We start from the raw sequence: 24,035 nt of genomic DNA, 5'->3' as shown, positions 1-24,035 counted from the left end.
TGGCGGCCCGGCCGAACCCCGGGGGGCTTCACCGGGCCGCGACCAGCGACTCCGTCTGCGCCTCCCGGCGCACCATCTCCCGCAGCGGTCCGTCCACCGCGGCCAGCTCCGCGTAGGTGCCCCGCTGCACCACGCGGCCGGCGTCGAGCACGATCACCTCGTCGACCTCGTCCAGCCCGGCGAGCCGGTGGGTGATCAGCAGCGTCGTACGGCCCTCGGTGGCGGCCAGCAGGTCGGCGGTGAGGGCGTCGGCCGTCGGCAGGTCCAGGTGCTCGGCGGGCTCGTCGAGCACCAGCACCGGGAAGTCGGCGAGGAGCGCACGGGCCAGTGCCAGGCGCTGCCGCTGGCCGCCGGACAGCCGCGCCCCGTGTTCGCCGACCAGCGTGTCCAGGCCGTCGGGCAGCCCGTCCACCCAGTCCAGCAGCCGCGCCCGGGCCAGGGCCCCGCGCAGCTCGCCCTCCGTGGCGTCCTTCCGGGCCAGCAGCAGGTTCTCGCGCACCGAGCTGTCGAAGAGATGCGCGTCCTGCGCGCACAGTCCGACCAGCCGCCGGACGTCGTCGCCGTCCAGCTCGCGGGCGTTCACCCCGGCGAGGGTGTACGTCCCCGACCGCGGGTCGAGGAACCGCAGCAGCACCTGCGCCAGGGTGGTCTTGCCGGAGCCGGAGGCCCCCACCACGGCGATCCGGCGGCCCTCCGCCAGGGTCAGGTCGAGCCCGGCCAGCGCCTCCCGGCCCCGCTCCTCGTACCGTGCGGTCAGTCCCTTGAGGACCACCGGGAACGGTGTCACGGGCGCCTGCCGGGGCCGCTCGGGCTCGCGCACCGGCTCGGGTGCGTCCAGCACCTCGTGGACCCGTTCCGCGCTGCGCCGCACCCGCTGCCGGTAACGGACGGCGAGCGGCAGCCCGAGCACGGCCTCGAAGGCGGCCAGCGGGGTGAGGACCACCACGGCCAGCGCCACCCCGCCGAGCCGTCCCGCGGCCACCGCCTGCACGCCGAGCAGCGCCGTGGCCGTGACGGTCAGGCCCGAGATCAGCGCGGTGAGTCCGTCGCCGAGCGCGGTGACGGCGGCGGCGCGCGAGGCGATCCGGGTGAGGGTGCCGTCCGCCCGCCGGGCCGCGCCGGCACGGTCCGGCAGCGCGCCGGCCACGGTCAGCTCGGCGGTGCCGGTCAGCAGATCGGTGACGCGGGTCGCCAGTTCGCCGCGGGCCGGCGCCAGCCGTCGCTCGGTGCGCCGGGCCACGGTCGCGGTCACCAGGGGCACGCCGACCCCCGCCGCGAGCAGGCCCGCCGCGAGGGCGGCGCCCGCCTCGGGCAGCAGCCAGGCGGTGAAGCCGACGGTCGCGGTGGAGACGAGCAGGGCGACCGAGGCGGGCAGCAGCCAGCGCAGCCAGTAGTCTTGGAGCGCGTCCACGTCCGCGACCAGCCGGGTGAGCAGATCACCGCGGCGGGCGCTCCTCAGCCCCGCGGGAGCCAGCCGTTCGAGGCGCCGGTAGACGGCGACCCGGGTGTCGGCCAGCATCCGCAGCACGGCGTCGTGCGAGACCAGCCGCTCGGCGTAGCGGAACACGGCCCGCCCGATCCCGAACGCCCGTGTCGCCGTGACCGCGACCATCAGATACAGCACCGGCGGCTGCTGCGCGGCCCGCGAGATCAGCCAACCCGAGGTCGCCATCAGCCCGACGGCACTGCCGAGCGCGAGGCTGCCCAGCACCCAGGCCAGTCCCAGCCTCCCCCGCCAGGCCGCGCCGAGCCCCCGGACCCGGGCGAGCGCGCTCCGCGCCCGTCCCGGCTCCCCGGACGGCGCGGGTGCCGACTCGGCGGGCTCGTCCTGCGGCCCGGGATTCCGGGTGGCGGACGTCCGTGCCTCCAGGGGGCGCGGCCCGTCGGCCGGGACCGGCTCCCCCAGGGCGCCCACCGGTTCGGCGGATTCGAGCCGCACCACCCGGTCGGCCACATCCAGCAGCGCGGGGCGATGCACGACCACCAGCACCGTGCGGCCCGCCGCGAGCCGTCGCACCGCCGAGACGACCTCCGCCTCCGTCACCCCGTCCAGTGCGGCCGTCGGTTCGTCCAGCACCAGCAGGGGCCGGTCGGCGAGGAACGCCCGCGCGAGCGCCAGCCGCTGCCGCTGCCCCGCGGACAGCCCGGCCCCGTCCTCCCCGAGCACGGTGCCCGCACCGTCCGGCAGCGCGTCCACGAAGTCCAGCGCCCCCGCGTCCCGCAGCGCCCGCCGCACGGCGTCGTCGTCCGCGTCGGGCCGCGCCAGCCGTACGTTCTCCGCGATCGTCCCGGCGTACAGATGCGGTCGCTGCGGCACCCACGCGATCCGCGAGCGCCACTCCTCCAGATCCAGTTCGGCGAGATCGACGCCCCCGATCCGCACCCGCCCACGCGCGGGGCGCACGAAGCCCAGCAGCACATGCAGCAGCGTCGACTTGCCCACCCCGCTCGGTCCGACGAGCGCCACGGTCTCCCCGGGCTCGACGGTGAACGACACATCGCTCACGGCGTCCGTGGACCGCCCGGGGTAGCGGACCGTGACCCCCTCGAAGGCCACCGCCCCCGAGGGCACCGCGCCGCTCCCGGACGCCGGCACCGGCGTCTCCAGCACCGCGAAGATCTCCTCCGCGGCGGCCAGCCCCTCCGCGGCCGCGTGGTACTGCGCCCCCACCTGGCGCAGCGGCAGGTACGCCTCCGGCGCCAGCACCAGGATCACCAGCCCGATGTACAGATCCATGTCGCCGTGGACCAGCCGCATGCCGATCGTCACGGCGACCAGCGCGACGGACAGCGTGGCCAGCAGTTCCAGCGCGAAGGAGGAGAGGAAGGCGATCCGCAGGGTCCGCATCGTGGCCTGCCGGTACTCACCGGTGATCCGGCGGATGGACTCGGCCTGTGCCTTGGCCCGGCCGAACACCTTGAGCGTGGGCAGGCCCGCGACCACGTCCAGGAAGTGGCCCGACAGCCGGGACAGCAGCCGCCACTGCCGGTCCGTCCGGGACTGGGTGGCCCAGCCGATCAGCATCATGAACAGCGGGATGAGCGGCAGGGTGATGACGATGATCGCCGCCGACACCCAGTCCTCGGTGACGATCCGCGCCAGCACCGCCACCGGCACGACCACCGCGAGCCCCAACTGCGGCAGATAGCGCGAGAAGTAGTCGTCGAGGGCGTCCACCCCGCGCGTGGCCAGCGTGACCAGCGAGCCGGTGCGCTGACCGCCGAGCCACCCGGGGCCCAGCGCCGCCGCCCGGTCCAGCAGCCGGCCGCGCAGCTCGGACTTCACGGCCGCGCTCGCCCGATGGGCGGCCCGCTCGGTGAGCCAGGCGACCAGGGCCCGGCCCACGGCCACCGCCGCCAACAGCAGGAGGGGAGTGCGCAGTTCGGTCAGGGACCGCCCGTGCTGGAAGGCACCGACGACCACCTCGGCGATGAGCATCGCCTGGGCGATGACCAGCCCGGCACCGACGGCCCCCAGGCCGACGACCGCCACGAGGAAGAAGCGGGTGGCGCGGGCGTATCGCAGCAGACGCGGATCGACTGGTTTCACGTGAAACAGGCCCTTCGGTCCAAGGGGTGTGTTTCACGTGAAACACACCCCGGCGGACTCAATGTGCGGCTTCGGCGATGTGCTGTGTGCCGATCCGCTTGCGGAACACCCAGTAGGTCCAGCCCTGGTAGAGCAGCACCAGCGGAGTGGCGATCACCGCCAGCCAGGTCATGATCTTCAGGGTGTACGGGCTCGACGAGGCGTTGGAGACCGTCAGGCTCCAGTCCCCGTTGAGGGTCGACGGCATGACGTCGGGGAAGAGCGACAGGAAGAGCATCGCCACGGCCGCCACGATGGTGAGACCGGACAGGCTGAACGCCCATCCCTCACGCCCGAAGTGGTTCGCCGTCAGCGCGCCGAGCAGGGCGACGACCGCCAGGACGAGGGCGACGAGGCTCTTGCCGTCACCGCTGTGGGCCTGCGTCCACAGCAGGAAGCCGGCCGCCAGCACGGCGGCGACGAGACCGGCCCACCGGGCCAGCTGCCGCGCCCGCGTCCGGATGTCCCCGACGGTCTTCAGCGCCGTGAACACCGCTCCATGGAAGGTGAACAGGCTGAGCGTCACCAGTCCGCCGAGCAGGGCATAGGGGTTGAGCAGGTCCCAGACGCTGCCGACGTACTCGAAGTGCTGGTCGATCTTGACTCCCCGCACGATGTTCCCGAAGGCCACGCCCCACAGGAACGCCGGGAGCAGGGAGGTCCAGAAGATCGCCGTCTCCCAGTTGCGCTGCCAGTTCTCCTCGGGCCGCTTCGCCCGGTACTCGAAGGCGACGCCCCGGACGATCAGGCAGACCAGGATGAGGAGCAGGGGCAGGTAGAAACCGGAGAAGAGGGTGGCGTACCAATCCGGGAAGGCGGCGAAGGTCGCGCCGCCCGCCGTGAGCAGCCAGACCTCGTTGCCGTCCCAGACCGGGCCGATGGTGTTGATGAGCACCCGGCGTTCGGCCCGGTCCCGGGCCAGCAGCTTGGTGAGGATGCCGACCCCGAAGTCGAACCCCTCCAGGAAGAAGTAGCCGGTCCACAGGACGGCGATCAGGACGAACCAGACGTCGTGAAGTTCCATGACTGTTCCCTCGGCCTAGTACGAGAAGGCCATCGGCTTGTCGGCGTCACGGGTGTCGCCGCCGATCTTCGTGGGCGGGTTGAGGTCGTCCTCGGTCAGCTCGGGCGGTCCGGCCTTGATGTACTTCGCGAGCAGCTTGACCTCGACGACCGCGAGGATCGCGTACAGCGAGGTGAAGACGATCATCGAGGTGAGGACCTCGCCCTGGGAGACACCGGGGGAGACCGCGTCCCTGGTCTGGAGGACGCCGTAGACGACCCACGGCTGACGGCCCATCTCGGTGAAGATCCAGCCCCAGGAGTTGGCGATCAGCGGGAAGGCCATGGTCCAGGTCGCGATGCGCCAGAACCAGGGGGCCAGCGTGGGACCGAGCGCCTTCTTCGGGAACAGCACCAGGTGCGGGACCTCGTCCTCGCCGACCCGCAGATGCTGGGGCAGCATGAACTTCTTGCGGGTCAGCCACAGTCCGGCCAGGCCGATGGCGAAGGAGGCCATGCCGAAGCCGATCATCCAGCGGAAGCCCCAGAAGGCGACCGGGATGTTGGGCCGGTAGTCGCCGGGCCCGAACTTCTGCTGCTCGGCCTTGTTGACGTCGTTGATCCCGGGGACCTCCGACGTGAAGTTGTCGTCGGCCAGGAAGGAGAGCAGGCCGGGTATCTCGATGGCGACGGTGTTGTGGCCCTTCTCCACGTCGCCGTAGGCGAAGATCGAGAACGGTGCCGGCTTCTGTCCGTCCCACAGCGCCTCGGCGGCGGCCATCTTCATCGGCTGCTGCTTGAACATGACCTTGCCGAGGGTGTCGCCGCTGACCGCGGTCAGCAGACCGGCGATGACCACGGTGATCAGACCGAGCCGCAGCGAGGTCTTCATCTCGCGGATGTGCTTCTTGCGGGCCAGGTGGTAGGCGGATATGCCGACCATGAAGGCGCCACCGGTCAGGAAGGCCGCGGAGAGGGTGTGGAAGGCCTGGCTCAGGGCGGTGTTCTGGGTCAGCACCGCCAGGAAGTCGGTCAGCTCGGCGCGCCCCCGGGCCTTGTCGATCTTGTAGCCGACCGGGTGCTGCATCCAGGAGTTGGCCGCGAGGATGAAGTACGCCGACAGGATCGTGCCGATCGAGACCATCCAGATGCAGGCCAGATGGATCTTCTTCGGCAGCTTGTCCCAGCCGAAGATCCACAGGCCGATGAAGGTGGACTCGAAGAAGAAGGCGATCAGCGCCTCGAAGGCGAGCGGGGCGCCGAAGATGTCACCGACGAAGCGGGAGTAGTCCGACCAGTTCATACCGAACTGGAACTCCTGCACGATGCCGGTGACCACACCCATCGCGATGTTGATCAGGAAGAGCTTGCCCCAGAACTTCGTCGCCCTGAGGTACTTCTCCTTCTCCGTGCGGACCCAAGCCGTCTGCAGCCCGGCCGTGAGGGCGGCCAGGGAGATCGTCAGCGGAACGAACAGGAAGTGGTAGACGGTGGTGATCCCGAACTGCCAGCGCGCCAGTGTCTCCGGCGCCAAAGCCAAGTCCACGTCGTCACTCTCCTTACTACGCCGTGGTACTGCGGCGATTCGCCCCGACTGTCACGTACATACGGGGCAAACGGGACGCGCTTGTGAACGCGTTCACATTCACAAGCCATTATGGCGCACTGTTTTTCAGCCAGGAAGTCCGGGGTCGTCCTCTTGCCTCCGAGTCAAGATCCGCATGGCCCCGTCGGCGCCCTCCGGAAGGGGCCCTTGTGCGGGCATGGATCTCGCAGCCCACGGGTAACCCCCATCGCGAGCTGCCCAGACGCCCGGAAACCCCCGTTTCACGTGAAACGGGCGCCCGGCAGAGCCGGGCGCCCGTGATCTTCTCCGGTGTGAGCCGGACTACATCTCCTTGTGGAACGCCTCCGTCACCTTCAGGAAGATGTCGTTCGCCTCGGCCTCGCCGATCGTGACCCGGACTCCCTCGCCCGCGAACGGCCGGACCACAACCCCGTGCTCCTCACAGACCTGGGCGAACGCGGTCGTCCGCTCCCCGAGCCGCAGCCACACGAAGTTGGCCTGCGTCTCCGGCACCGTCCAGCCCTGCGACCGCAACCCGTCGACCACCCGCGTGCGCTCGCACACCAGCGAGCCGACCCGGCCCAGCAGCTCGTCCTCCGCCCGCAACGAGGCGATCGCCGCCTCCTGCGCCAGCTGGCTCACTCCGAAGGGCACCGCGGTCTTGCGCAGCGCCGCGGCGACCGGCTCATGGGCGATCGCGAAGCCGACCCGCAGCCCGGCCAGGCCGTACGCCTTGGAGAACGTCCGCAGGACGCAGACATTGGGCCGCTCCCGGTAAAGCTCGACGCCGTCGGGCACCTCGGGGTCGCGGATGAACTCCCGGTAGGCCTCGTCCAGCACCACCAGCACGTCCCGGGGCACCCGGTCGAGGAAGCGCTCCAGCTCGGCCCGCCGCACCACCGTGCCGGTCGGGTTGTTCGGGTTGCAGACGAAGATCAGGCGCGTCCGGTCGGTGATCGCCTCGGCCATCGCGTCCAGGTCGTGCACCTCGCCGGCCGTGAGCGGCACCTGCACCGACCGGGCTCCGCTGATCTGCGTGATGATCGGGTACGCCTCGAACGACCGCCAGGCGTAGATCACCTCGTCGCCGGGGCCGCTGGTGGCCTGGATCAGCTGCTGGGCGACGCCCACCGAGCCCGTACCGGTCGCCACATGGGCGGCCGGCACCCCGAAGCGCTCCGCCAGCTCCTCCGTCAGGGCGGCGCACGACATGTCCGGGTAGCGGTTGAAGGAGGCGGCGGCTGCGGTCACGCTCTCCAGCACACCGGGCAGCGGGGGGTACGGGTTCTCGTTCGAGGACAGCTTGTAGGCGACCGGACCGTCGGCCGCGGCCGGCTTGCCCGGCTTGTAGGTGGGGATACCCTCCAGCTCGGCGCGCAGCTTGGGGCTCGTCTCGCTCACCGCAGTCCTCCTCGCGACCACCGGCGGACCGTCGACACCACCGGCTTCCAATACTGCTCACCATATGAGGATTCGGCTCCGCTGAGTATGGGTCGTGGGCAAACCCCGTGGATCGCGACGTCGGCACGGGCGTCGCGCCAGGAAGACACCGTTTCGGGGGGCGCACCGCACATATATCTATGCGCCGGTGGCTTACGCCCTGGCGCGCATCACCCGTCAAGGTGAGTTGAGACCTCTTCGAAACATCGGACCATTGGCAGGCTCATCCGCGTCACCACATCGTGTCTCGCAAAGAAAGCGCTCAACTACCATTGATTCGCAGGTAGTTGACCTCGTACGGCCATGCAGAAACGTGCCTGTCAACGAGTGCATATGCGTCCGCACTACCCCACCGCATGAGCCCTACTATCGGCTCGCCATGACAGCAGCAGGGAAGCACCAGGTGAGCCGCGCGGAAACCTCACGTCGAGGCAGCAGGCCGGGCCGGGCAGGCATCAGGGACGTGGCCGCCGCCGCCGGCGTCTCCATCACGACCGTCTCCGACGCCCTCAACGGCAAGGGCCGGCTCCCGGATGCCACCCGGCGCCACGTCCGCGAGGTCGCCGACCGGCTCGGGTACCGCCCCTCGGCCGCCGCCCGCACCCTCCGTACCGGCAAGTCGGGCCTGATCGGCCTGACCGTGACCACGTACGGGGATGAACCTTTCACCTTCACCGAGTTCGCGTACTTCGCCGAGATGGCGCGGGCCGCCACCTCGGCGGCGCTCGCCCGGGGCTACGCCCTGGTCATCCTGCCCGCGACCTCCCGCCACGACGTGTGGTCCAACGTCGCCCTGGACGGCACCGTCGTGATCGACCCCTCCGATCAGGATCCGGTGGTCAGCGAACTGGTCCGCCAGGGGCTGCCCGTCGTCTCCGACGGCCGCCCGGCCGGCGCGCTGCCGGTCACCGCCTGGGTCGACAACGACCACGAGGCCGCCGTCCTCGGCATCCTCGACCACCTCGCCGCCGCCGGCGCCCGCCGTATCGGCCTGCTCACGGGCACCTCGACCGACACGTACACCCATCTGTCCACCACCGCCTACCTGCACTGGTGCGAGCGGGTCGGCCAGGACCCGGTCTACGAGTCCTATCCGGCGCACGATCCGTGCGCGGGCGCCGTCGCGGCCGACCGGCTGCTCGCCCGCCCGGACCGGCCCGACGCCGTCTACGGGTTGTTCGACCCCAACGGCACCGATCTGCTCGCCGCCGCCCGCCGCTACGGGCTGCGCGTCCCCGACGACCTGCTGCTGGTGTGCTGCAGCGAGTCCACCGTGTACGCCAGTACCGAGCCGCCCATCACCACGCTCTCCCTGAAGCCGCGCCGCATCGGCACGGCCGTCGTGCAGCTGCTCATCGACGCCATCGAGGGCGTGGAATCGGAGCAGCCGGTGGAGCAGGTGATACCGACCGAACTGATCGTGCGCACGTCCTCCCAGCGGCGGCCCCCGCGCACCACGGTCAGCCCGCCGCGCACCCCGGACGACGCGTAGCACGGACGGCGCCGGGGCCCCGGGCAGACCCCCGGCGGCCGCGCTCCGCCCGGGCCGCACAGGGCCCACGGCCCTCGGAGGGCACGCGAACACCTGCCCAAACAGGGCGAAATCGGCGGTGCGGCGGAGCCTCGTTCCGATTCACCACCCCTGGGTCATCACATGGCGCGACGCGCATTCCTATGATGGGCCCACGACACCGCGGACCGCTGCGACCAGGCAGTCCGAAGCGGTGCAGATGCGGCGCGATGGTGGAGGGGTCTGATGACTCAGGGGGCCGGTCAGGGACCCGAGGTGGAGCGGACGGCGACGCTGCGCGACTTCCGGGTACCCGCGTACGTCCACGAGACCGGTCCGTACGTCCACCAGGACCAGCAGGACGACACCGCGCCGCCCGCCGAGGAGTCGTACCCCGAGGGGTACACGCCCACCCAGCGCGACCTGCCCGTCATCCAGCGCGGCGACACGCTCCAGGTCCCCGTCGACCCGGCGCCCGCGGCCCCGGCCCCGCAGCCCGCGGCCGGCCCCGGCCCGCTGTTCGTCGTCGGCGACGTCCACGGCTACCTCGACGAACTGATGACCGCCCTGCGGGAGCAGGGCCTCATCAACGACGCGGGCCAGTGGTGCGCCGGCACCACCCGGCTGTGGTTCCTCGGCGACTTCACCGACCGCGGTCCGGACGGCATCGGCGTCATCGACCTGGTGATGCGGCTGTCCGCCGAGGCGGCCGCGGCCGGCGGCTACTGCAAGGCCCTCATGGGCAACCACGAGCTGCTGCTGCTCGGCGCCAAGCGGTTCGGCGACACGCCCGTCAACTCCGGTGCGGGCACGGCCACTTTCCAGGCGGCCTGGCTGCTCAACGGCGGCCAGAAGACCGACATGGACCGTCTCCAGGACCACCACCTCCAGTGGATGGCCCGCCTGGACGCCGTCGAGCAGGTCGACGGCTATCTGCTGGTGCACTCCGACACCACCGCCTACCTGGACTTCGGCGACTCGATCGAGGCCGTCAACGACAACGTCCGCGAGACGCTCACCCGCAACGACGCGGACGAGTGCTGGGACCTGTTCCGCAAGTTCACCAAGCGCTTCTCCTTCCGCGACGAGGGCGGCGCCGACGCCGTGCGCGCCCTGCTCGACACCTACGGCGGCACCCGGATCGTGCACGGCCACAGCCCCATCCCCTACCTCCTCGGCGAGGTCGGTTCCGAGGACGACGAGGAGGGCAGCGGCCCGGTCGTCGAAGGACCGCACGTCTACGCCGACGGACTCGCCATCGCGATGGACGGCGGAGTGACCATGGCCGGAAAGCTGCTGGTCCGCCAACTCCCCCTGGAGCACTGACCGTTCCTCCGGCGGGCCTCGCCCCCGCGGAGTACGCGCAGGCCGGGACCCAATTTCCGGCAATCCCCTGTCACCACGCGCCGTCGCGGCTCTACCATCGGCTTATCCGTAGCAGGCTCCCCTCCGTTTCTGCCCGACGGCTCGCAGGTGTGCGGGCCCCAAGCCCTACGGAGCACCGGGGGATGCACATGAACAGCCTTCCGCAGCACCTGCGGAGCGAGGACCGCCAGGAATTCGAGCGGCTCCTCGACGAGGTTCTGCGCTCAGCACCACACCGAGCGGAACTGGCCGCCGCCGGACAGCGGCTCAGCCCCGCACAACTGCGCACCATGGCCATCGCCGCCTCCGCGCTCATCACGGCGGCCGCGTCCGCCGAGTACGCGCACTACGTACGGATCCGCGACGAACTGCGCCGCCCCGAACCGCCCGCGACCACGGACGACCCCGGCCCCACCGGGACGGACCCGGCCGCCGGGCCCCACGGGGCGGGTGCCGTCGCGGTCGTCGCCGTCCTGGCGCCCCTCCTCTCCGCCACCGCGGCGGCGATATTCCTGCTCATCGGCTACATCCTGAGAAGCCTGGACCCCGGACAGCCGCTGGCCGGCACCATGCTCACCGCCGGCTGGGTGTTCGGGGCCCTGACCGTGGCGGCGATACTCGTCGCCGCCGTCGGACTGCTGCTCACCGCGCTGCGCAACGGCGCCTCGCCCGAGTCCCGGGCCCGTGACGTCGCCACCGAAGAGGTCGCCAGAGCGAGAGCGGCCTGGCAGGACGCCCTGCTGGAGCGCGGCATCCTGCCGTTCCTGCGGGAAGCACTCGGCGAGCCCGGCCCGGCCGCACCGCCCCGTACGGCAGCCCCGCGCGGCCGTATGCCCCGGCTGGGCTACGACCGCCCCGGCTTCAGCAGCCCCGACGACGGCATCCACACCGACCGCCCCCGCTACACCAGCCCCGACTACACCAGCCCCGACTACGGCGGCCCGGAGCACCAGCCGGACTGACCTCGCCGGGCCCGCGGCGGGAGGGACGCGCTCGCCGTCCACCGAGCCGGTACCGACCGGCCCGTGCGGACGGCGAGTCCAGCCGGTCCCGCTCAGTCCGCGATCGGCAGGTACACCCGGTTCCCCGAGGCCGCGAACTCCGCCGACTTCTGCGCCATCCCCTCCTCGATCTCGGCCCGGCTGCCGCCGTGCTCGCGGCGGATGTCCTGCGAGATCTTCATGCTGGACAAGTTCGAGCCGGATCACCCCGTAGTCACGCGCTGGGACGGGGTAGTTCGATGAGCGCGATGCCCTCGGCCTGAGCGACTGCCAGGCGAGTACCGTCCGGGTGCAAGGCCGCAACCGGGGTAGGGACATGGCTGACTCCGTAAGCCCCGCATCGCCTCGTTACGTCCAGCTCGGGCCACTCCGCCAATACTGAACCGGTGGTGGCGTCGATCAGTCTGGGGTGCCCGTGCAAGGAGACGACGCGGCCGCCCTCGGAGATCAGGATGCCGATCTCGTAATCGGTGCGGTTCAGGTGCAACCACCTGCGCTGGGAGAGGGACCACACACCGAGGTGCTGAGGGCCCAGAGTCGGCACTTCCTCGTCATCAAGGATGTCGTCGCCGGTGCCCACAGCCAGGCGATCGTTGTCGAGCCAGCACGCTGACACCACTTCGGCGTCCAGTCCCGGTTCCATGGGCAAGACCCCTGGTCCGTCCAGGCTGGCCGGATCTTTCAGCGCACTGTCCAGGTCGAACACTTCCACGACTCCATACGGATGCCACACCCAGCCGGCCACCAGCAGATGCCTGGCGTCGCGGCTCACCGACAACCGGGAATGGAACACATCTTTGGCCTGACGCGTGCCCGCAGTGAATCGCTGTCCCGATTCAACGTCCTCGACTTGGAGGACGTCATACTCGTCCGGGCAGTGAACCAGGATCTCCCGACCGTCCCGCAACGCCCCCAGCGCCACGGGGTAGTCGAAGTCATCGGCGTGGTAAGGGCTGCGCGTGAGCTCCCGCACAACACGCGCTCCTTCCAGCAGTAGGGCATTCGTCCCGCGCTCGGCGTAGACGACGCTGTAACGGCCGGAGGGAGAGACAACACTTCTGTCGAACGCAGGGCCGCGGTCGGTGAAGATCCGACGCTCCACGCCGGCGGAGTTCCAGGCGCGTCCTCCCACCAGATCAACCAGGTCATCGCCCTGCCAGACAAGTGACTGGACCGGCACCGAAGCCGCCTGCAACATCACGGGATCCATCGCCCGCCCCCTGACCGCCGACCATTGATGGCGCTGCTCCCGAGGCGTCGGGACCCAAGGAGCAGCGCCAATCTAGATGGTTCAGTCGGCGATCGGCAGGTACACCCGGTTCCCCGCCTCAGCGAACTCCTTCGACTTCTGGAGCATCCCCTCAGCGATCTCCTCAGGCGACGCACCCTCAGCCGCCGCACCACCGAACCGCTCTGTGATGCTTTGACTAATCTTCATGCTGCAGAACTTCGGACCGCACATCGAGCAGAAGTGCGCCGTCTTGGCGGGCTCGGCCGGCAGGGTCTCGTCGTGGAACTCGCGGGCCGTGTCCGGGTCGAGGGCCAGGTTGAACTGGTCCTCCCACCGGAACTCGAAGCGCGCGTCCGACAGCGCGTCGTCCCACTCCTGCGCGCCCGGGTGTCCCTTGGCGAGGTCGGCCGCATGGGCGGCGATCTTGTAGGTGATGACGCCGGTCTTGACGTCGTCCCGGTTGGGCAGGCCCAGGTGCTCCTTGGGCGTGACGTAGCAGAGCATCGCCGTGCCCCACCAGGCGATCATCGCGGCGCCGATGCCGGAGGTGATGTGGTCGTACGCCGGCGCGATGTCGGTGGTCAGCGGGCCGAGCGTATAGAACGGAGCTTCATCGCAGATCTCCTGCTGAAGGTCGATGTTCTCCTTGATCTTGTGCATCGGGACGTGCCCGGGGCCCTCGATCATCGTCTGTACGTTCAAACGCCTGGCGATCCGCCCGAGTTCCCCGAGCGTGCGCAGTTCCGCGAGCTGCGCCTCGTCGTTGGCGTCGGCGATGGAGCCGGGCCGCAGACCGTCACCCAGCGAGTACGTGACGTCGTAGGCGGCGAGGATCTCGCACAGCTCCTCGAAGTTCTCGTACAGGAACGACTCCTTGTGGTGCGCCAGGCACCACGCGGCCATGATGGAGCCGCCGCGCGAGACGATGCCGGTCTTGCGGTTGGCGGTCAGCGGCACGAACGGCAGCCGCACGCCCGCGTGGACGGTCATGTAGTCCACGCCCTGCTCGGCCTGCTCGATGACCGTGTCCTTGTAGATCTCCCAGGTGAGTTCCTCAGCCTTGCCGTCGACCTTCTCCAGGGCCTGGTAGAGCGGCACCGTGCCGATGGGCACGGGGGAGTTGCGCAGCACCCACTCGCGGGTGGTGTGGATGTTGCGGCCGGTGGAGAGGTCCATGACCGTGTCGGCGCCCCAGCGGGTCGCCCAGGTCATCTTCTCCACCTCCTCCTCGATGGAGGAGGTCACCGCGGAGTTGCCGATGTTGGCGTTCACCTTCACCAGGAACCGCTTGCCGATGATCATCGGCTCGATCTCCGGGTGGTTGACGTTGGCCGGCAGAACCGCGCGACCCGCCGCGATCTCCTCGCGAACCACCTCGGGGGAGACGTTCTCCCGAAGGGCCACGAACTCCATCTCCGGGGTGATCTCCCCCCGGCGCGCATACGCGAGCTGCGTCACCGCCTGCCCGCCACGGCCCCGCCGGGGCTGACGCGGGCGTCCCGGAAAGACAGCGTCCAGGTTGCGCAGCCCGCCGCGCGGCGAGGTGTGCTTGATCCCGTCGTCCTCCGGGCGGACGGGACGGCCCGCGTACTCCTCGGTGTCGCCGCGGGCGACGATCCAGTTCTCCCGCAGCGGTGCCAGGCCCCTGCGGACATCGGTGTCGACGTGCGGATCGGTGTACGGGCCCGATGTGTCGTACAGAGTGACCGACTGCCCGTTGGTGAGGTGCACCTGACGGACCGGCACGCGCAGATCGGGGCGCGAACCCGCGACATACGCCTTGTGCCAGCCGATGGACTTCCCGGCCTCCTCGGACATGTCGTCCTGGACGGAGGCAGGCGTGCGTGCGTCCTTGTTGGTCATGAGACCTACTCCCTACGCCGGCATTACCCGGTAACAGGTTCGGCGGTCGACGCAGCGGTTTCCGTCGGTCCGACGTCTCCTGTGGAACATCGCTCGTTCCACGTGAAACATCGCGTCTACGGAGGTCAGCGCCCTCTCAGCCCGGTGCTCCGAGCTCCCGCGTGTGCAAAGGTGCCTCCACGCTAGCGCCATCGATGGCGCGATGAACAGTGGGCCTCCCCGGTTCTTGCGATGATCTGGCGATGACCAGGATGGAGCAGCACCCGCGCCGGCCGTCCGGCCCACGCCCGCCCGACGGCTCGGACCACCCGGGACCTGACCACCCGCACGGTCACGTCCACGCCGCCCCTCGCGACTCATCCCCCGGTCACGGCCACAGCCATGGCCACGGGCCCGCCGCGCCCGTGTCCCGGCATCTACGCAAGGTGATCGCCGCGGTCCTGATCCCGTTCGCCGCTGCGGTGGTGGTCGGTCTGGTGGTGCTCTGGCCCGGTGGCACCCCCTCCCACAAGCACAGCGGCGTCGGTTTCGACCGGCAGACCCAACAGGCCACCGTCACCCGGGTGGTGGCGGTCGACTGCGCCTCGGTGCACGCCTCGGGCGGAGCCCCGGCCGCCGATCCCTCCGCCACCGGCGGCTCCCCGCCGGGGGAGCGGTCGGGCGGCACCTGCGAGAAGGCGACCGTCCGGGTCGACACCGGCAGGGACAAGGGCCGTACGTTCACCGAGATCGTGCAGCCCGACCAGTCCCGGCAGTTGCACCAGGGCGAACAGGTGGTCACCGCCTACGAACCCACGGCGCCGAGGGACCTTCAGTACTCGGTGACCGATGTGAACCGCAGGTTCCCGGTGGCGCTGCTGGCGGGCGTCTTCGCGCTCGCCGTCGTGGTGGTGGGCCGCATGCGCGGTGTCATGGCCCTCGTCGCCCTCGCCGTGAGCTTCCTGGTGCTCAACCAGTTCGTCCTGCCCGCGATCCTTCAGGGCTCCAACCCGCTGCTGGTCGCGGTCGTGGGGTCGAGCGCCATCATGCTGATCGCCCTGTACATGTGCCACGGCCTCTCGGCCCGTACGTCGGTGGCGGTCCTCGGCACCCTGATCTCCCTGTCGCTGATCGGCCTGCTCGGGGCGCAGTTCATCGGGTGGGCGGCCCTCACTGGCAACACCGACGACAGCACCGGTCTGATCCACGGGCTGTATCCGAAGATCGACATGAGCGGTCTGCTGCTGGCCGGGGTCATCATCGGTTCGCTCGGGGTCCTGGACGATGTGACGGTGACCCAGACCTCGGCCGTGTGGGAGCTGCACGAGGCCAATCCGTCGATGGGTCCGCGCGGCCTGTACCGGGCGGCCATCCGCATCGGCCGCGACCACATCGCCTCCGTCGTCAACACCCTCGTGCTCGCCTACGCCGGCGCCGCGCTGCCGTTGCTGCTGCTGTTCTCCATCGCGCAGAGCGGCGTGGGAACGGTGGCCAACAGCGAGCTGGTGGCCGAGGAGATCGTGCGCACCCTGGTGGGCTCCATCGGCCTGGTGGCCTCGGTGCCGGTCACCACCGCGCTGGCCGCCCTGGTCGTGGCGCCCGACCGGCGGGGACCTGGCACGGGGGCCGCCACGGGCGCCCGGCCCGCTGCGGCCCGGGGCGGCCGGGGCCGGCGCCGCAAGCGGTGAGCCGGGCTCGGCACTCCCGGGCAGGCCCCTGTGGGAAGTGCGGTTCGCCGTGCTTGCAGAAGCGTTCCTGCACCGTTCCGTGCGACGGGGCGGAGCGGCGGCGCCCCGTTTCGCGGTGACTCAGCCCGCGCTCTGTTCCTCGGCCAGGATGCGGTCCAGCGCCTCGTCGAGGTGGGCGTCGAAATCGGCCAGCGCCCCCTCCTGGCCGAGCGGCACCAGTTTGTCCGTACGGTCGAGGAAGGCCACGAGCGGCGACGCGGACGAGCGGAACAGGGCCTGGTCGCACCCGACCTGAAGCCGGATCAGCACCTCGCCGAGCACCTCGGCCTCGACGGGGGAGATGCGCACATCGCCCTCCCCGCACGGCCGCCCGACACCGTCGATCAGCAGCTCCCGCCCGAAGACCCAGGTGACCGGGGCGTCGCCGGGCAGATGGAAGGTGAGCCGCACGGCGTAGGGATCGCCCGTCTCGTAGCGCAACTCCACCGGAATGCGGAAGGAGAGCTCCTCCGAGACGAGAAAGCTCATCATGACCTCTGCCTGTACGGACTCGCGCATCGCCTACCCCGTCGTATGACTTCGACTGGCCGGGTTTGATCCCTCTGACCGTGGTAAATCTTGCTGAAAGTACACAGTGGATCACAAGGAGTAAGATTTCAGATACTGATAGACAGCGTGAGAGTCCCGATGTCGCGGCCGATCTCCGTTTGCAGCCGGTGGGCCGCGGGCAGCAGCCGGTCGGCCTGATGGGCCGGGAGCGAGAAGGCCACGGTGGCCGCGGTCGTGCCGACCGTGATGGGAACCGCCGCGCAGACCGTGCCGAGCGCGTACTCCTGGCGCTCCACCACCGGCTCCATGCGCCGCACCCGGGCCAGCCGCCGCAAAAGGGCGTCGTTCTCGCGCACGGTGTACGGAGTGAGGGCCTGCGCCGGGTAGCGCGCGAGGTGGTCGCGCCGGGCGTTCTCGTCCAGCTGGGAGAGCAGGCACTGGCCGATGGCGTGCGCATGCCCAGTCTCGCGGAAGTCGGCCCACTCCTCGGCCGCGGGGGCGTCCCGGGAGTCGGAGACGCACAGGACGTCGATCTCGCCGTCCCGGTACATCGCGTAGTACATCGGCGCACCGATGGAATCACGCCAGTGCGCGAGCGTGTCCGCGACCCTGCAGCGACGATTCTCCCGGGCTCCGTTGCTGCTCAGCCGCTCGGCCGCGTCACCGAGGAAGAACAGCCCCTTCTCCCGGCGCAGATAGCCCTCGTGCACCAGGGTGCGCAGCAGGTGGTAGGCGGTGGGCAGGGCCAGGCCGGTCGCACGGGCGAGCTGCTTGGCGGGGGCGCCGTACGGATGGGCCGCGACCGTCTCCAGCAGCCGCATGGCGCGCTGCACGGAGCCGATGAGGGTCGCGGTGGCCGGCTGCGGTGCGGCGGCCATGCCGGACGGCCGCCGTGGGGAAGAGGCGCGGGGGCGGGGCTGGGCGGGGAGTGAGCGGGTTTCTGCCGGTGCGGTGTCGACCGTGGCCAAGGGTTACTCCGGAAGCGCGAGGGGGCAGGCCGTGCGTGAGCGGGGAGCACGGTTGGGGGTCTGCGCCACCCACGGGGCGGGCCCGTGGGGAGTTCCGGACTCTAACCGCCCGCCACCGCGTGCAGACGGGCTCACGGGGAAACTTCCCTCCCCCGAGGGAACCGGCACCCCCTCACCGGTCACCGGCTCCCCTCGTCGTTCACCAGTCGCTGTGCGAGGAGGAGTTCGACATGAACTTGCGCACGATGTAGATCAGACCGCCGACCAGGGCCACGAAGACCAGGACCTTGAACAGCAGCCCGATCACGAAACCGACGACGCTCGCAATCAGCCCGCCGAAGACGACCAGGGCGATGACCGGCACCGCGACCCACTTCACCCACCACGGCAGTCCCGCGAAGATCCCTCGCATGGCCCTCGTCCTTCTCGTCTCGTGCGTACGTCTCGTACGGTCCCGATGTCCTGCGATCGATGCTAGGGCCGTCAAGGGGGCCCGCGGGGGCCCCGCGGCCCTTGTCCTCCCCTGAACCGTCCCCTAGGGAACCCGGAGGTCCGTTCTCACGCCTCGGGCGGAGAGAAGACGACGAGCACCCTCAGGTCCTCGCTGATGTGGTGGAACTTGTGCGCGACGCCGGCGGGCACGTACACGACGCTGCCCCGCGCCACCTCGGTCGTCTCCAGGCCGACGGTGATCGACGCGCGGCCGCTGACGACGAAGTACACCTCGTCCTGGTTGTGCGGCTTCTGCGGGTCGTGCTCGCCCGCGTCGAGGGCGTAGAGCCCGACCGACATGTTCCGCTCGCGCAGGAACTGTAGGTAGGCACCCTCGTTGGCGGCGCGTTCCGCCTCCAGGTCGTCCAGCCGGAATGCCTTCATCTGCGTTGCCGCCCTCGCCTCACTGCTCGCTGCCGATCGGGTCTGCCACGATCAGACACATGAAGAATTTCGTAGTCAAGACGATCGCGAACGCGGGAGCCCTGGCGGTGGCCGTATGGCTCCTGGACAAGATCACCTTGACCGGTGCCGGCACCGCCGGGAAGGCCGGCACGCTGATCGTCGTCGCGCTGATCTTCGGCCTGGTGAACTGGCTGGTCAAGCCCGTTCTGAAGGTGCTCACCTTCCCGCTGTTCATTCTGACGCTGGGCCTGATCACCCTTGTCGTCAACGCATTGATGCTGCTGCTGACCTCGTGGGTGTGCGGCAAGCTCCAGCTGAGCTTCCATGTGGAGGGGTTCTGGACGGCCGTCCTCGGCGGGCTGATCATCTCGGTCGTCTCCTGGGCCCTGCACATGATCCTTCCGGACGAGGACTGAGCGCCCCATGACCTACCGCGTCTGCTTCGTGTGCACCGGAAACATCTGCCGTTCCCCGATGGCCGAGTACGTCTTCCGCGCGCGGGTGGCGGAGGCCGGGCTGGAGGAACACGTGGAGATCGACAGCGCCGGCACCGGCGGCTGGCACGAGGGCGAGCCCGCCGACCCGCGCACCGTCGCCGTCCTGCACGACCACGGCTACGACTGCGACCACATCGCGCGCCAGTTCCAGCCGTCGTGGTTCGCCCGCCTCGATCTGGTGATCGCCCTGGACGCGGGACACCTCAGGGCCCTGCGCCGGCTCGCGCCCACCGAGGCGGACGCGCGCAAGATCCGGCTGCTGCGTACGTACGCCCACGCCTCGCCCGGATCCCCCGCCCCGGACGATCCCCCCGCGGTCGGTGACGACCTCGACGTGCCGGACCCGTACTACGGCGGTCTGGACGGCTTCGAGGAATGCCTTGAGATGGTGGAGGAGGCGAGCACCGGTCTGCTCGCCGCCGTACGGGAACACCTGGAAGGACGGGCGGCATGAGCGCGACTGGCGAGGACCCCGTCGGCGACGGCACGCGCGCGGTCCGGGCCGGGCTGCCCGAGCCGGTCAAACACGAGCCGACCCTGCCCGGCCCCGTCTTCGCGGCGCACTTCCATCTGCCGGGCGAGGTGGCGGGTCCGTACTCCTACGGCCGTGACGACAACCCGACCTGGACGCTGCTGGAGAACGCCATCGGCGAGCTGGAGGCACCCGGACGGGCGGACGTCGAGACGCTGGTGTTCGCCTCCGGGATGGCCGCCATCTCCGCCGTGCTCTTCTCCCAGTTGCGCGCCGGGGACGCGGTGGTGCTGCCGTCCGACGGCTACCAGGCGCTGCCGCTGGTCCGCGCCCAGCTGGAGGCGTACGGCGTCGAGGTGCGCACCGCCCCGACCGGCGGGGACGCCCAGCTGGAGGTGCTGCAGGGGGCCCGGCTGCTGTGGATCGAGTCGCCGTCGAACCCCGGGCTCGATGTGTGCGACATCCGGCGCCTGGCGGTCGCGGCCCATGCCCAGGGCACCCTGGTGGCCGTCGACAACACCCTCGCCACCCCGCTCGGGCAGCGCCCGCTGGCTCTGGGTGCCGACTTCGCCGTGGCCAGCGGCACCAAGCAGCTCACCGGGCACGGGGATGTCCTCCTGGGGTACGTGGCCGGGCGCGACGCCGAGGTGATGGCCGCCGTACGGCGCTGGCGAAAGATCGTCGGGGCGATCCCCGGACCCATGGAGTCCTGGCTCGCGCACCGGTCCATCGCCACGCTCCAGTTGCGCGCCGACCGGCAGAACGCCACCGCTCTCACCGTTGCCGAGGCCCTGCGGCAGCGGCCGGAGGTGTCAGGCCTGCGGTACCCGGGGCTGCCCGACGACCCCGCGCACAAGGTCGCCTCCCGGCAGATGCGCCGCTACGGCTGTGTGGTGTCGTTCACGCTGCCCACGCGCGCGCGTGCCGAGCGCTTCCTCGCCGCCCTGCGCCTGGTGGAGGACGCGACGAGCTTCGGCGGGGTGCGCTCCACGGCCGAGCGTCGTGCCCGCTGGGGCGGGGACGCGGTCCCGGAGGGCTTCATCCGGATGTCGATCGGCGCCGAGGACCCAGGGGACCTGGTGGCGGACATCCTGCGTGCCCTGGACGAGTCGGCGGACTGACCCGGCGTCCACCGGAAAAGGGACGACGGTCCGAGCCTCCCCCCTCTTGGCTCGGACCGTCTGCGGTTCCGCTTGCGAAGAACCGTGCGACCAAGGCTAGTTGACTCTCTGTCAGTGTCCAATCACGCTGATGGCAGGGGGGTATCGACATATTTATCGTTGCCGACTGCCGGGCCCGCAGGGCGAGGGCAGGGAGGGGCTTGCCATGGATCTGGCCTTGCTGCGCACCTTCGTCACCGTGCACCGGGCCGGTTCCTTTACCCGCGCCGCGGCGCTGCTCGGCCTCTCCCAACCCGCCGTCACCTCGCAGATCCGCACGCTGGAACGCCAGCTCGGCAGGCCCCTCTTCCTCCGCCAGGCGCGCGGCGTCACCCCGACCAGCATCGGCGACGAACTCGCCCACAAGGCCGCACCCCACCTCGACGCGCTGGTGGAGATAGCCGAGAGCCGGCTGGAGGACGAGTCCTCCCGAAGAACGCTGCACCTGGCCGGGCCGCCGGAGTTCATCGCCGAACGGGTCCTGCCCGCTCTCACCGAGCCGGCCGGGGAGGACGGCAGGGGCTTCGCGCTGCGGGCCGCCTTCGGGACCACGGAAGAGGTCCTGGAAGGGCTGGCGGCCGGGCACCACGACCTGGCCATCAGCACCACCCGCCCGCGCGGCGCCCTGTTCACCGCGACCGCGCTCTGCGACGAGGAGCACGTACTGGTCGCCGCTCCCCGCTGGGCCGAGCACATAGGTCCGGACGCGTTGCGGCTGAAGGGGGCGCCCGCGCTCCAGGACCTCCCCCTGATCGACATCCACGAGTCGCTGCCTTTCGTCTCCCGCTACTGGACCTCGGTCTTCGACGCCCGTCCGGCCGCCCCCGGCACGATCGTCGCCCCCGATCTGCGGGCCGTGCTCGCCTGTGCGATCGCGGGCGCGGGTCTGGCCGTACTGCCCCGGTACCTGTGCGCGCCGGCACTCGACAGGGGGGCGCTCACCGCCCTGCACGACCCGGTGGTGCCGCCGCTGCGCACCTACTTCCTGGTGGTACGCACGGGCACGCTCGCCCTGCCGCCCGTGGCTCAAGCCCATGAACACCTGCTGAGGGCGGCCGCGGGCTGGTACTGAGACCCACGGAGGGCCACGCAACGCGGTCGTCCGACCCCGCTTTGCGATGTTTCACGTGGAACCAGCCGGGCCACATTTCTCCCATGACCGTCCGACCCGTGGTCAAGCGCACCGCCCGCGCCGTTCTCCTGGACGGTGACGACCTGATCCTGATCAAGCGCACCAAGCCCGGCGTCGATCCCTACTGGGTGACCCCCGGCGGCGGGGTCGAGCCCGGGGACTCGACCGTCGTGGACGCCCTGCACCGAGAGGTGTACGAGGAACTGGGCGCCAAGATCGCCGATGTGGTGCCGTGCTTCGTGGACACCGTGGAGCACATCGGCGAGGACGGGGGCGCGACCGGTGTGAAGGTGCAGCACTTCTTCGTCTGCCGGCTGGAGTCCATGGACCCGTCCCTGCGCCATGGCCCGGAGGTGGACGAGCCGGCCGGCGAATACGAGATCGTCCGCGTCCCGTTCACCCGGGTCGGTATCGCCTCCGTCCACCTCGTCCCGCTGTCGCTGCGGCACTACCTGGACGGCAACATCGAGGGCGTACGCGCCATGCACGCTCCGGATCTGGGATAGCCAGGCGTCCCCCGACAGCCGGGCCGGGCGATGTTTCACGTGAAACACTCCCGCCCGCCCGCGCGCCACCGGGCTGTCCACGGACTGTACGTACGGCTACGAGATGACCAAAAGCGCGTGCGTCCGCATCGAAACGGGTGGACGCCGGGGGTCTGCTTCGGACAGCCTGACGTGCGTGCCAACTCCTTCCCTCGACGCTCTGCCCATTCGTCGTCTGACGCTCCGCGATCTCACCGCCTGCGCCGACCTGTCCGAGGACCGGGGGTGGCCACGCGAGGAACACAAGTGGGGCTTCCTCCTCACGGCAGGACGGGGCTTCGGTATCGACGACCCGCAGGGCGGCCTCGTCGCCGCCTGCGTCCTCACCGAGTACGGAACCTGGGAGCGGCCGGAACTCGGCGCCGTCGGCATGGTCCTCGTCGCCGAGCGCCATGCCCGTCGGGGCGTCGGACGCCGCCTGATGCGCCATGTGCTGTCGGTCATGGACGGCACCCCGTTGACCCTCTACGCCACGGAGAACGGCCGCCCGCTCTACGAGGAGCTGGGCTTCAAGGTGACGGGGCGGGCGGAGATGCTCAGGGGCCGCTTCACGCCCGGCGGGCCGGAGACCGGGGTGCGGACGCGCGCCGCCACCGCGGAGGACCTGGCCGGGATCCTGCGGCTGGACGAGGAGGTGTTCGGCGCCGACCGGACGCCCCTCATCGCCCGACTGCCCGCCTTCGCGGACCAGCTCCGGGTGGCCGAGGAGGACGGCCGGATCACCGGTTACACGGCCGCGTGGCCGAACATGGACACCCATGTCGTCGGCCCGCTGATCGCCCGGGACACGGAGACCGCGCGGGCGCTGATCACCTCCCTGGCGGCCGGCACGGACCGTCCGCTGCGCACCGACATCGACGTACGTCACGAGGAGCTGCTGGCGTGGGCCAAGGCGCGTGGCCTGGCGTCCGTGGTGTGCACCTCGGTGATGGCCTACGGCACCAACGAGCTGCCCGGTGACTGGACGCGTCGGTTCGCCCCGCTGACGGTGGCCGCCGGCTGAGCCGCCGTACGACGTGGACAGGCCCCGCCGCGGTAAGCGGCGGGGCCTGTGTCCGTACCGGAGCGGTGATCAGGCGAGGGCCCGAACGGCCGCGGTGGCGAAGCCGTGGTCCTGCTCGGGCGCCCCGCCACCGACGCCGATGGCACCGATCAGCCGGCCGTCCCGGTGGACGGGGACGCCTCCCGCGATGAACAGCAGCGGCCGGTCGAGGGCCGTGGGCAGCGTGTGGAAGAGGCCGCCCGGCTGAACGGCGTCGACCAGGTCGGCGGTGGGGGTGTTCAGCTGGAGCGCGGTGTAGGCCTTGCGGGTGCTGGTCTCGCCGGAGATCAGCACGGCCCGGTCGTCCCGGCGGAAGGCGAGCAGGTGGCCGCCCGCGTCGAGGACGGTGACGCTGACGGTGACTCCCGCCTCCTCGGCCGCTCGGCGGGCGGTGGCGACCAGCAGCTCGGCGTCCTCGATGGTGAGCGGGGCGACGGCGGTGGTGGTCATGGACGTGTCTCCTCGGGTGCTGCGGTGGGGACCGCACCGGATCGGTGCGGGTGACTGTGGGGGGCTGTGAGGTGGTGGCCGCCCAGGG

21 protein-coding genes and 1 pseudogene are annotated in these 24,035 nt (G+C 70.7%); 10 read left to right on the top strand and 12 right to left on the bottom strand.

Translation table 11 applies throughout. The annotated features are described in order from the left end of the window. Positions 1-28 precede the first annotated feature (28 nt). From cydD to hisC, 4 genes are all read right to left on the bottom strand, one after another. Positions 29-3,550 (bottom strand): thiol reductant ABC exporter subunit CydD, encoded by a 3,522-nt coding sequence (gene cydD, locus BLW85_RS20210; RefSeq protein ID WP_074992783.1) that lies wholly within the window; start codon positions 3,548-3,550, stop codon positions 29-31. Positions 3,551-3,608: 58 nt separating this feature from the next. Next, positions 3,609-4,613 (bottom strand): cytochrome d ubiquinol oxidase subunit II, encoded by a 1,005-nt coding sequence (gene cydB, locus BLW85_RS20205; RefSeq protein WP_070028806.1) that lies wholly within the window; start codon positions 4,611-4,613, stop codon positions 3,609-3,611. A gap of 15 nt (positions 4,614-4,628) precedes the next feature. Beyond that, a complete protein-coding gene (locus BLW85_RS20200) occupies positions 4,629-6,137 on the bottom strand; it encodes a cytochrome ubiquinol oxidase subunit I (protein WP_070028807.1) in 1,509 nt (502 codons plus the stop codon). Between the two features lie 342 nt (positions 6,138-6,479). Continuing rightward, positions 6,480-7,559, bottom strand: a complete 1,080-nt coding sequence (gene hisC / locus BLW85_RS20195; RefSeq protein WP_074992782.1) for a histidinol-phosphate transaminase — start codon at positions 7,557-7,559, stop codon at positions 6,480-6,482. 418 nt (positions 7,560-7,977) lie between these two features. Here hisC and BLW85_RS20190 point away from each other — a divergent pair, with 418 nt between their 5' ends. The 3 genes from BLW85_RS20190 (at position 7,978) to BLW85_RS20180 (ending at position 11,435) form a co-directional block, all read left to right on the top strand. Beyond that, positions 7,978-9,090 carry a LacI family DNA-binding transcriptional regulator gene (locus tag BLW85_RS20190; RefSeq protein WP_074992781.1) on the top strand — a complete coding sequence of 371 codons (1,113 nt, stop codon included), beginning with the start codon at positions 7,978-7,980 and terminating at the stop codon, positions 9,088-9,090. Positions 9,091-9,354: 264 nt separating this feature from the next. Next, complete coding sequence (locus BLW85_RS20185; protein WP_074992780.1) at positions 9,355-10,434, top strand: metallophosphoesterase; 1,080 nt, start codon at positions 9,355-9,357, stop codon at positions 10,432-10,434. 182 nt (positions 10,435-10,616) lie between these two features. Further along, positions 10,617-11,435, top strand: coding sequence for a hypothetical protein (locus BLW85_RS20180; RefSeq protein ID WP_070028811.1), 819 nt, complete (start codon positions 10,617-10,619; stop codon positions 11,433-11,435). 92 nt (positions 11,436-11,527) lie between these two features. Here the strand turns inward: BLW85_RS20180 and BLW85_RS40190 are convergent. The 3 genes and pseudogenes from BLW85_RS40190 to thiC form a co-directional block, all read right to left on the bottom strand. Further along, a pseudogene (locus tag BLW85_RS40190) lies at positions 11,528-11,674 on the bottom strand (thiamine biosynthesis protein ThiC); the annotation flags it as partial. Positions 11,675-11,688: 14 nt separating this feature from the next. After that, entirely contained in the window at positions 11,689-12,684 is a 996-nt protein-coding gene (locus BLW85_RS20170) for a hypothetical protein (protein WP_074992779.1), read from the bottom strand. Positions 12,685-12,765: 81 nt separating this feature from the next. Then, complete coding sequence (gene thiC, locus BLW85_RS20165) at positions 12,766-14,568, bottom strand: phosphomethylpyrimidine synthase ThiC (protein WP_074992778.1); 1,803 nt, start codon at positions 14,566-14,568, stop codon at positions 12,766-12,768. Between the two features lie 242 nt (positions 14,569-14,810). Between thiC and BLW85_RS20160 the strand changes: the two genes are divergently transcribed. Beyond that, positions 14,811-16,235 carry a YibE/F family protein gene (locus BLW85_RS20160; protein WP_208624871.1) on the top strand — a complete coding sequence of 475 codons (1,425 nt, stop codon included), beginning with the start codon at positions 14,811-14,813 and terminating at the stop codon, positions 16,233-16,235. A 120-nt stretch (positions 16,236-16,355) separates the two neighbouring features. Here the strand turns inward: BLW85_RS20160 and BLW85_RS20155 are convergent, their stop codons facing one another. The 4 genes from BLW85_RS20155 to BLW85_RS20140 form a co-directional block, all read right to left on the bottom strand. Next, on the bottom strand, positions 16,356-16,793 hold the full coding sequence (locus BLW85_RS20155; protein WP_070028813.1) for an SsgA family sporulation/cell division regulator: 438 nt from the start codon (positions 16,791-16,793) through the stop codon (positions 16,356-16,358). A 98-nt stretch (positions 16,794-16,891) separates the two neighbouring features. Next, positions 16,892-17,662 carry an IclR family transcriptional regulator gene (locus BLW85_RS20150; protein ID WP_239697811.1) on the bottom strand — a complete coding sequence of 257 codons (771 nt, stop codon included), beginning with the start codon at positions 17,660-17,662 and terminating at the stop codon, positions 16,892-16,894. Positions 17,663-17,951: 289 nt separating this feature from the next. Further along, positions 17,952-18,164: a DUF5326 family protein gene (locus BLW85_RS20145; protein WP_070028814.1), complete on the bottom strand. Its 213-nt coding sequence runs from the start codon at positions 18,162-18,164 to the stop codon at positions 17,952-17,954. Between the two features lie 146 nt (positions 18,165-18,310). Beyond that, positions 18,311-18,628 carry a cupin domain-containing protein gene (locus tag BLW85_RS20140; RefSeq protein WP_070028815.1) on the bottom strand — a complete coding sequence of 106 codons (318 nt, stop codon included), beginning with the start codon at positions 18,626-18,628 and terminating at the stop codon, positions 18,311-18,313. 59 nt (positions 18,629-18,687) lie between these two features. Here BLW85_RS20140 and BLW85_RS20135 point away from each other — a divergent pair, with 59 nt between their 5' ends. The 6 genes from BLW85_RS20135 to BLW85_RS20110 all read left to right on the top strand — a co-directional run bounded on the left by BLW85_RS20135 (position 18,688) and on the right by BLW85_RS20110 (position 23,458). Continuing rightward, on the top strand, positions 18,688-19,065 hold the full coding sequence (locus tag BLW85_RS20135) for a phage holin family protein (RefSeq protein WP_070028816.1): 378 nt from the start codon (positions 18,688-18,690) through the stop codon (positions 19,063-19,065). Between the two features lie 7 nt (positions 19,066-19,072). Beyond that, entirely contained in the window at positions 19,073-19,600 is a 528-nt protein-coding gene (locus tag BLW85_RS20130) for a low molecular weight protein-tyrosine-phosphatase (RefSeq protein WP_070028817.1), read from the top strand. Further along, the gene (locus tag BLW85_RS20125; RefSeq protein WP_074992777.1) at positions 19,597-20,739 is read left to right on the top strand and encodes a cystathionine gamma-lyase; all 1,143 of its coding nucleotides are present in this window, start codon (positions 19,597-19,599) and stop codon (positions 20,737-20,739) included. Before BLW85_RS20130 ends, BLW85_RS20125 begins: the two co-directional genes overlap by 4 nt. Positions 20,740-20,944: 205 nt before the next feature. Then, a complete protein-coding gene (locus BLW85_RS20120; protein ID WP_070028819.1) occupies positions 20,945-21,850 on the top strand; it encodes a LysR family transcriptional regulator in 906 nt (301 codons plus the stop codon). A gap of 83 nt (positions 21,851-21,933) precedes the next feature. After that, a complete protein-coding gene (locus BLW85_RS20115; RefSeq protein WP_070028820.1) occupies positions 21,934-22,416 on the top strand; it encodes an NUDIX hydrolase in 483 nt (160 codons plus the stop codon). A 175-nt stretch (positions 22,417-22,591) separates the two neighbouring features. Then, the gene (locus tag BLW85_RS20110; protein WP_074992776.1) at positions 22,592-23,458 is read left to right on the top strand and encodes a GNAT family N-acetyltransferase; all 867 of its coding nucleotides are present in this window, start codon (positions 22,592-22,594) and stop codon (positions 23,456-23,458) included. Positions 23,459-23,527: 69 nt separating this feature from the next. On the opposite strand, the gene BLW85_RS20105 is transcribed toward BLW85_RS20110, so the two are convergent. Next, on the bottom strand, positions 23,528-23,947 hold the full coding sequence (locus BLW85_RS20105) for a GlcG/HbpS family heme-binding protein (protein WP_070028822.1): 420 nt from the start codon (positions 23,945-23,947) through the stop codon (positions 23,528-23,530). Between the last annotated feature and the right edge of the window lie 88 nt (positions 23,948-24,035).

Origin of the sequence: Streptomyces misionensis, from assembly GCF_900104815.1 — a bacterium.
Classification (GTDB): Bacteria; Actinomycetota; Actinomycetes; order Streptomycetales; family Streptomycetaceae; genus Streptomyces; species Streptomyces misionensis.
The sequence above is the reverse complement of the archived record's forward strand: the minus strand, read 5'-3'. Positions and strand labels throughout refer to the sequence as shown.

Excerpts from the sequence above, each read along its gene's own strand:
- cydB (WP_070028806.1), bottom strand. The coding sequence starts at position 4,613 with ATGGAACTTCACGACGTCTGGTTCGTCCTGATCGCCGTCCTGTGGACC.
- BLW85_RS20190 (WP_074992781.1), top strand. The coding sequence starts at position 7,978 with ATGACAGCAGCAGGGAAGCACCAGGTGAGCCGCGCGGAAACCTCACGT.
- BLW85_RS20185 (WP_074992780.1), top strand. The coding sequence starts at position 9,355 with ATGACTCAGGGGGCCGGTCAGGGACCCGAGGTGGAGCGGACGGCGACG.
- BLW85_RS20180 (WP_070028811.1), top strand. The coding sequence starts at position 10,617 with ATGCACATGAACAGCCTTCCGCAGCACCTGCGGAGCGAGGACCGCCAG.
- BLW85_RS20170 (WP_074992779.1), bottom strand. The coding sequence starts at position 12,684 with ATGGATCCCGTGATGTTGCAGGCGGCTTCGGTGCCGGTCCAGTCACTT.
- thiC (WP_074992778.1), bottom strand. The coding sequence starts at position 14,568 with ATGACCAACAAGGACGCACGCACGCCTGCCTCCGTCCAGGACGACATG.
- BLW85_RS20160 (WP_208624871.1), top strand. The coding sequence starts at position 14,811 with ATGACCAGGATGGAGCAGCACCCGCGCCGGCCGTCCGGCCCACGCCCG.
- BLW85_RS20155 (WP_070028813.1), bottom strand. The coding sequence starts at position 16,793 with ATGCGCGAGTCCGTACAGGCAGAGGTCATGATGAGCTTTCTCGTCTCG.
- BLW85_RS20150 (WP_239697811.1), bottom strand. The coding sequence starts at position 17,662 with ATGGCCGCCGCACCGCAGCCGGCCACCGCGACCCTCATCGGCTCCGTG.
- BLW85_RS20145 (WP_070028814.1), bottom strand. The coding sequence starts at position 18,164 with ATGCGAGGGATCTTCGCGGGACTGCCGTGGTGGGTGAAGTGGGTCGCG.
- BLW85_RS20140 (WP_070028815.1), bottom strand. The coding sequence starts at position 18,628 with ATGAAGGCATTCCGGCTGGACGACCTGGAGGCGGAACGCGCCGCCAAC.
- BLW85_RS20135 (WP_070028816.1), top strand. The coding sequence starts at position 18,688 with ATGAAGAATTTCGTAGTCAAGACGATCGCGAACGCGGGAGCCCTGGCG.
- BLW85_RS20130 (WP_070028817.1), top strand. The coding sequence starts at position 19,073 with ATGACCTACCGCGTCTGCTTCGTGTGCACCGGAAACATCTGCCGTTCC.
- BLW85_RS20125 (WP_074992777.1), top strand. The coding sequence starts at position 19,597 with ATGAGCGCGACTGGCGAGGACCCCGTCGGCGACGGCACGCGCGCGGTC.
- BLW85_RS20120 (WP_070028819.1), top strand. The coding sequence starts at position 20,945 with ATGGATCTGGCCTTGCTGCGCACCTTCGTCACCGTGCACCGGGCCGGT.
- BLW85_RS20115 (WP_070028820.1), top strand. The coding sequence starts at position 21,934 with ATGACCGTCCGACCCGTGGTCAAGCGCACCGCCCGCGCCGTTCTCCTG.
- BLW85_RS20105 (WP_070028822.1), bottom strand. The coding sequence starts at position 23,947 with ATGACCACCACCGCCGTCGCCCCGCTCACCATCGAGGACGCCGAGCTG.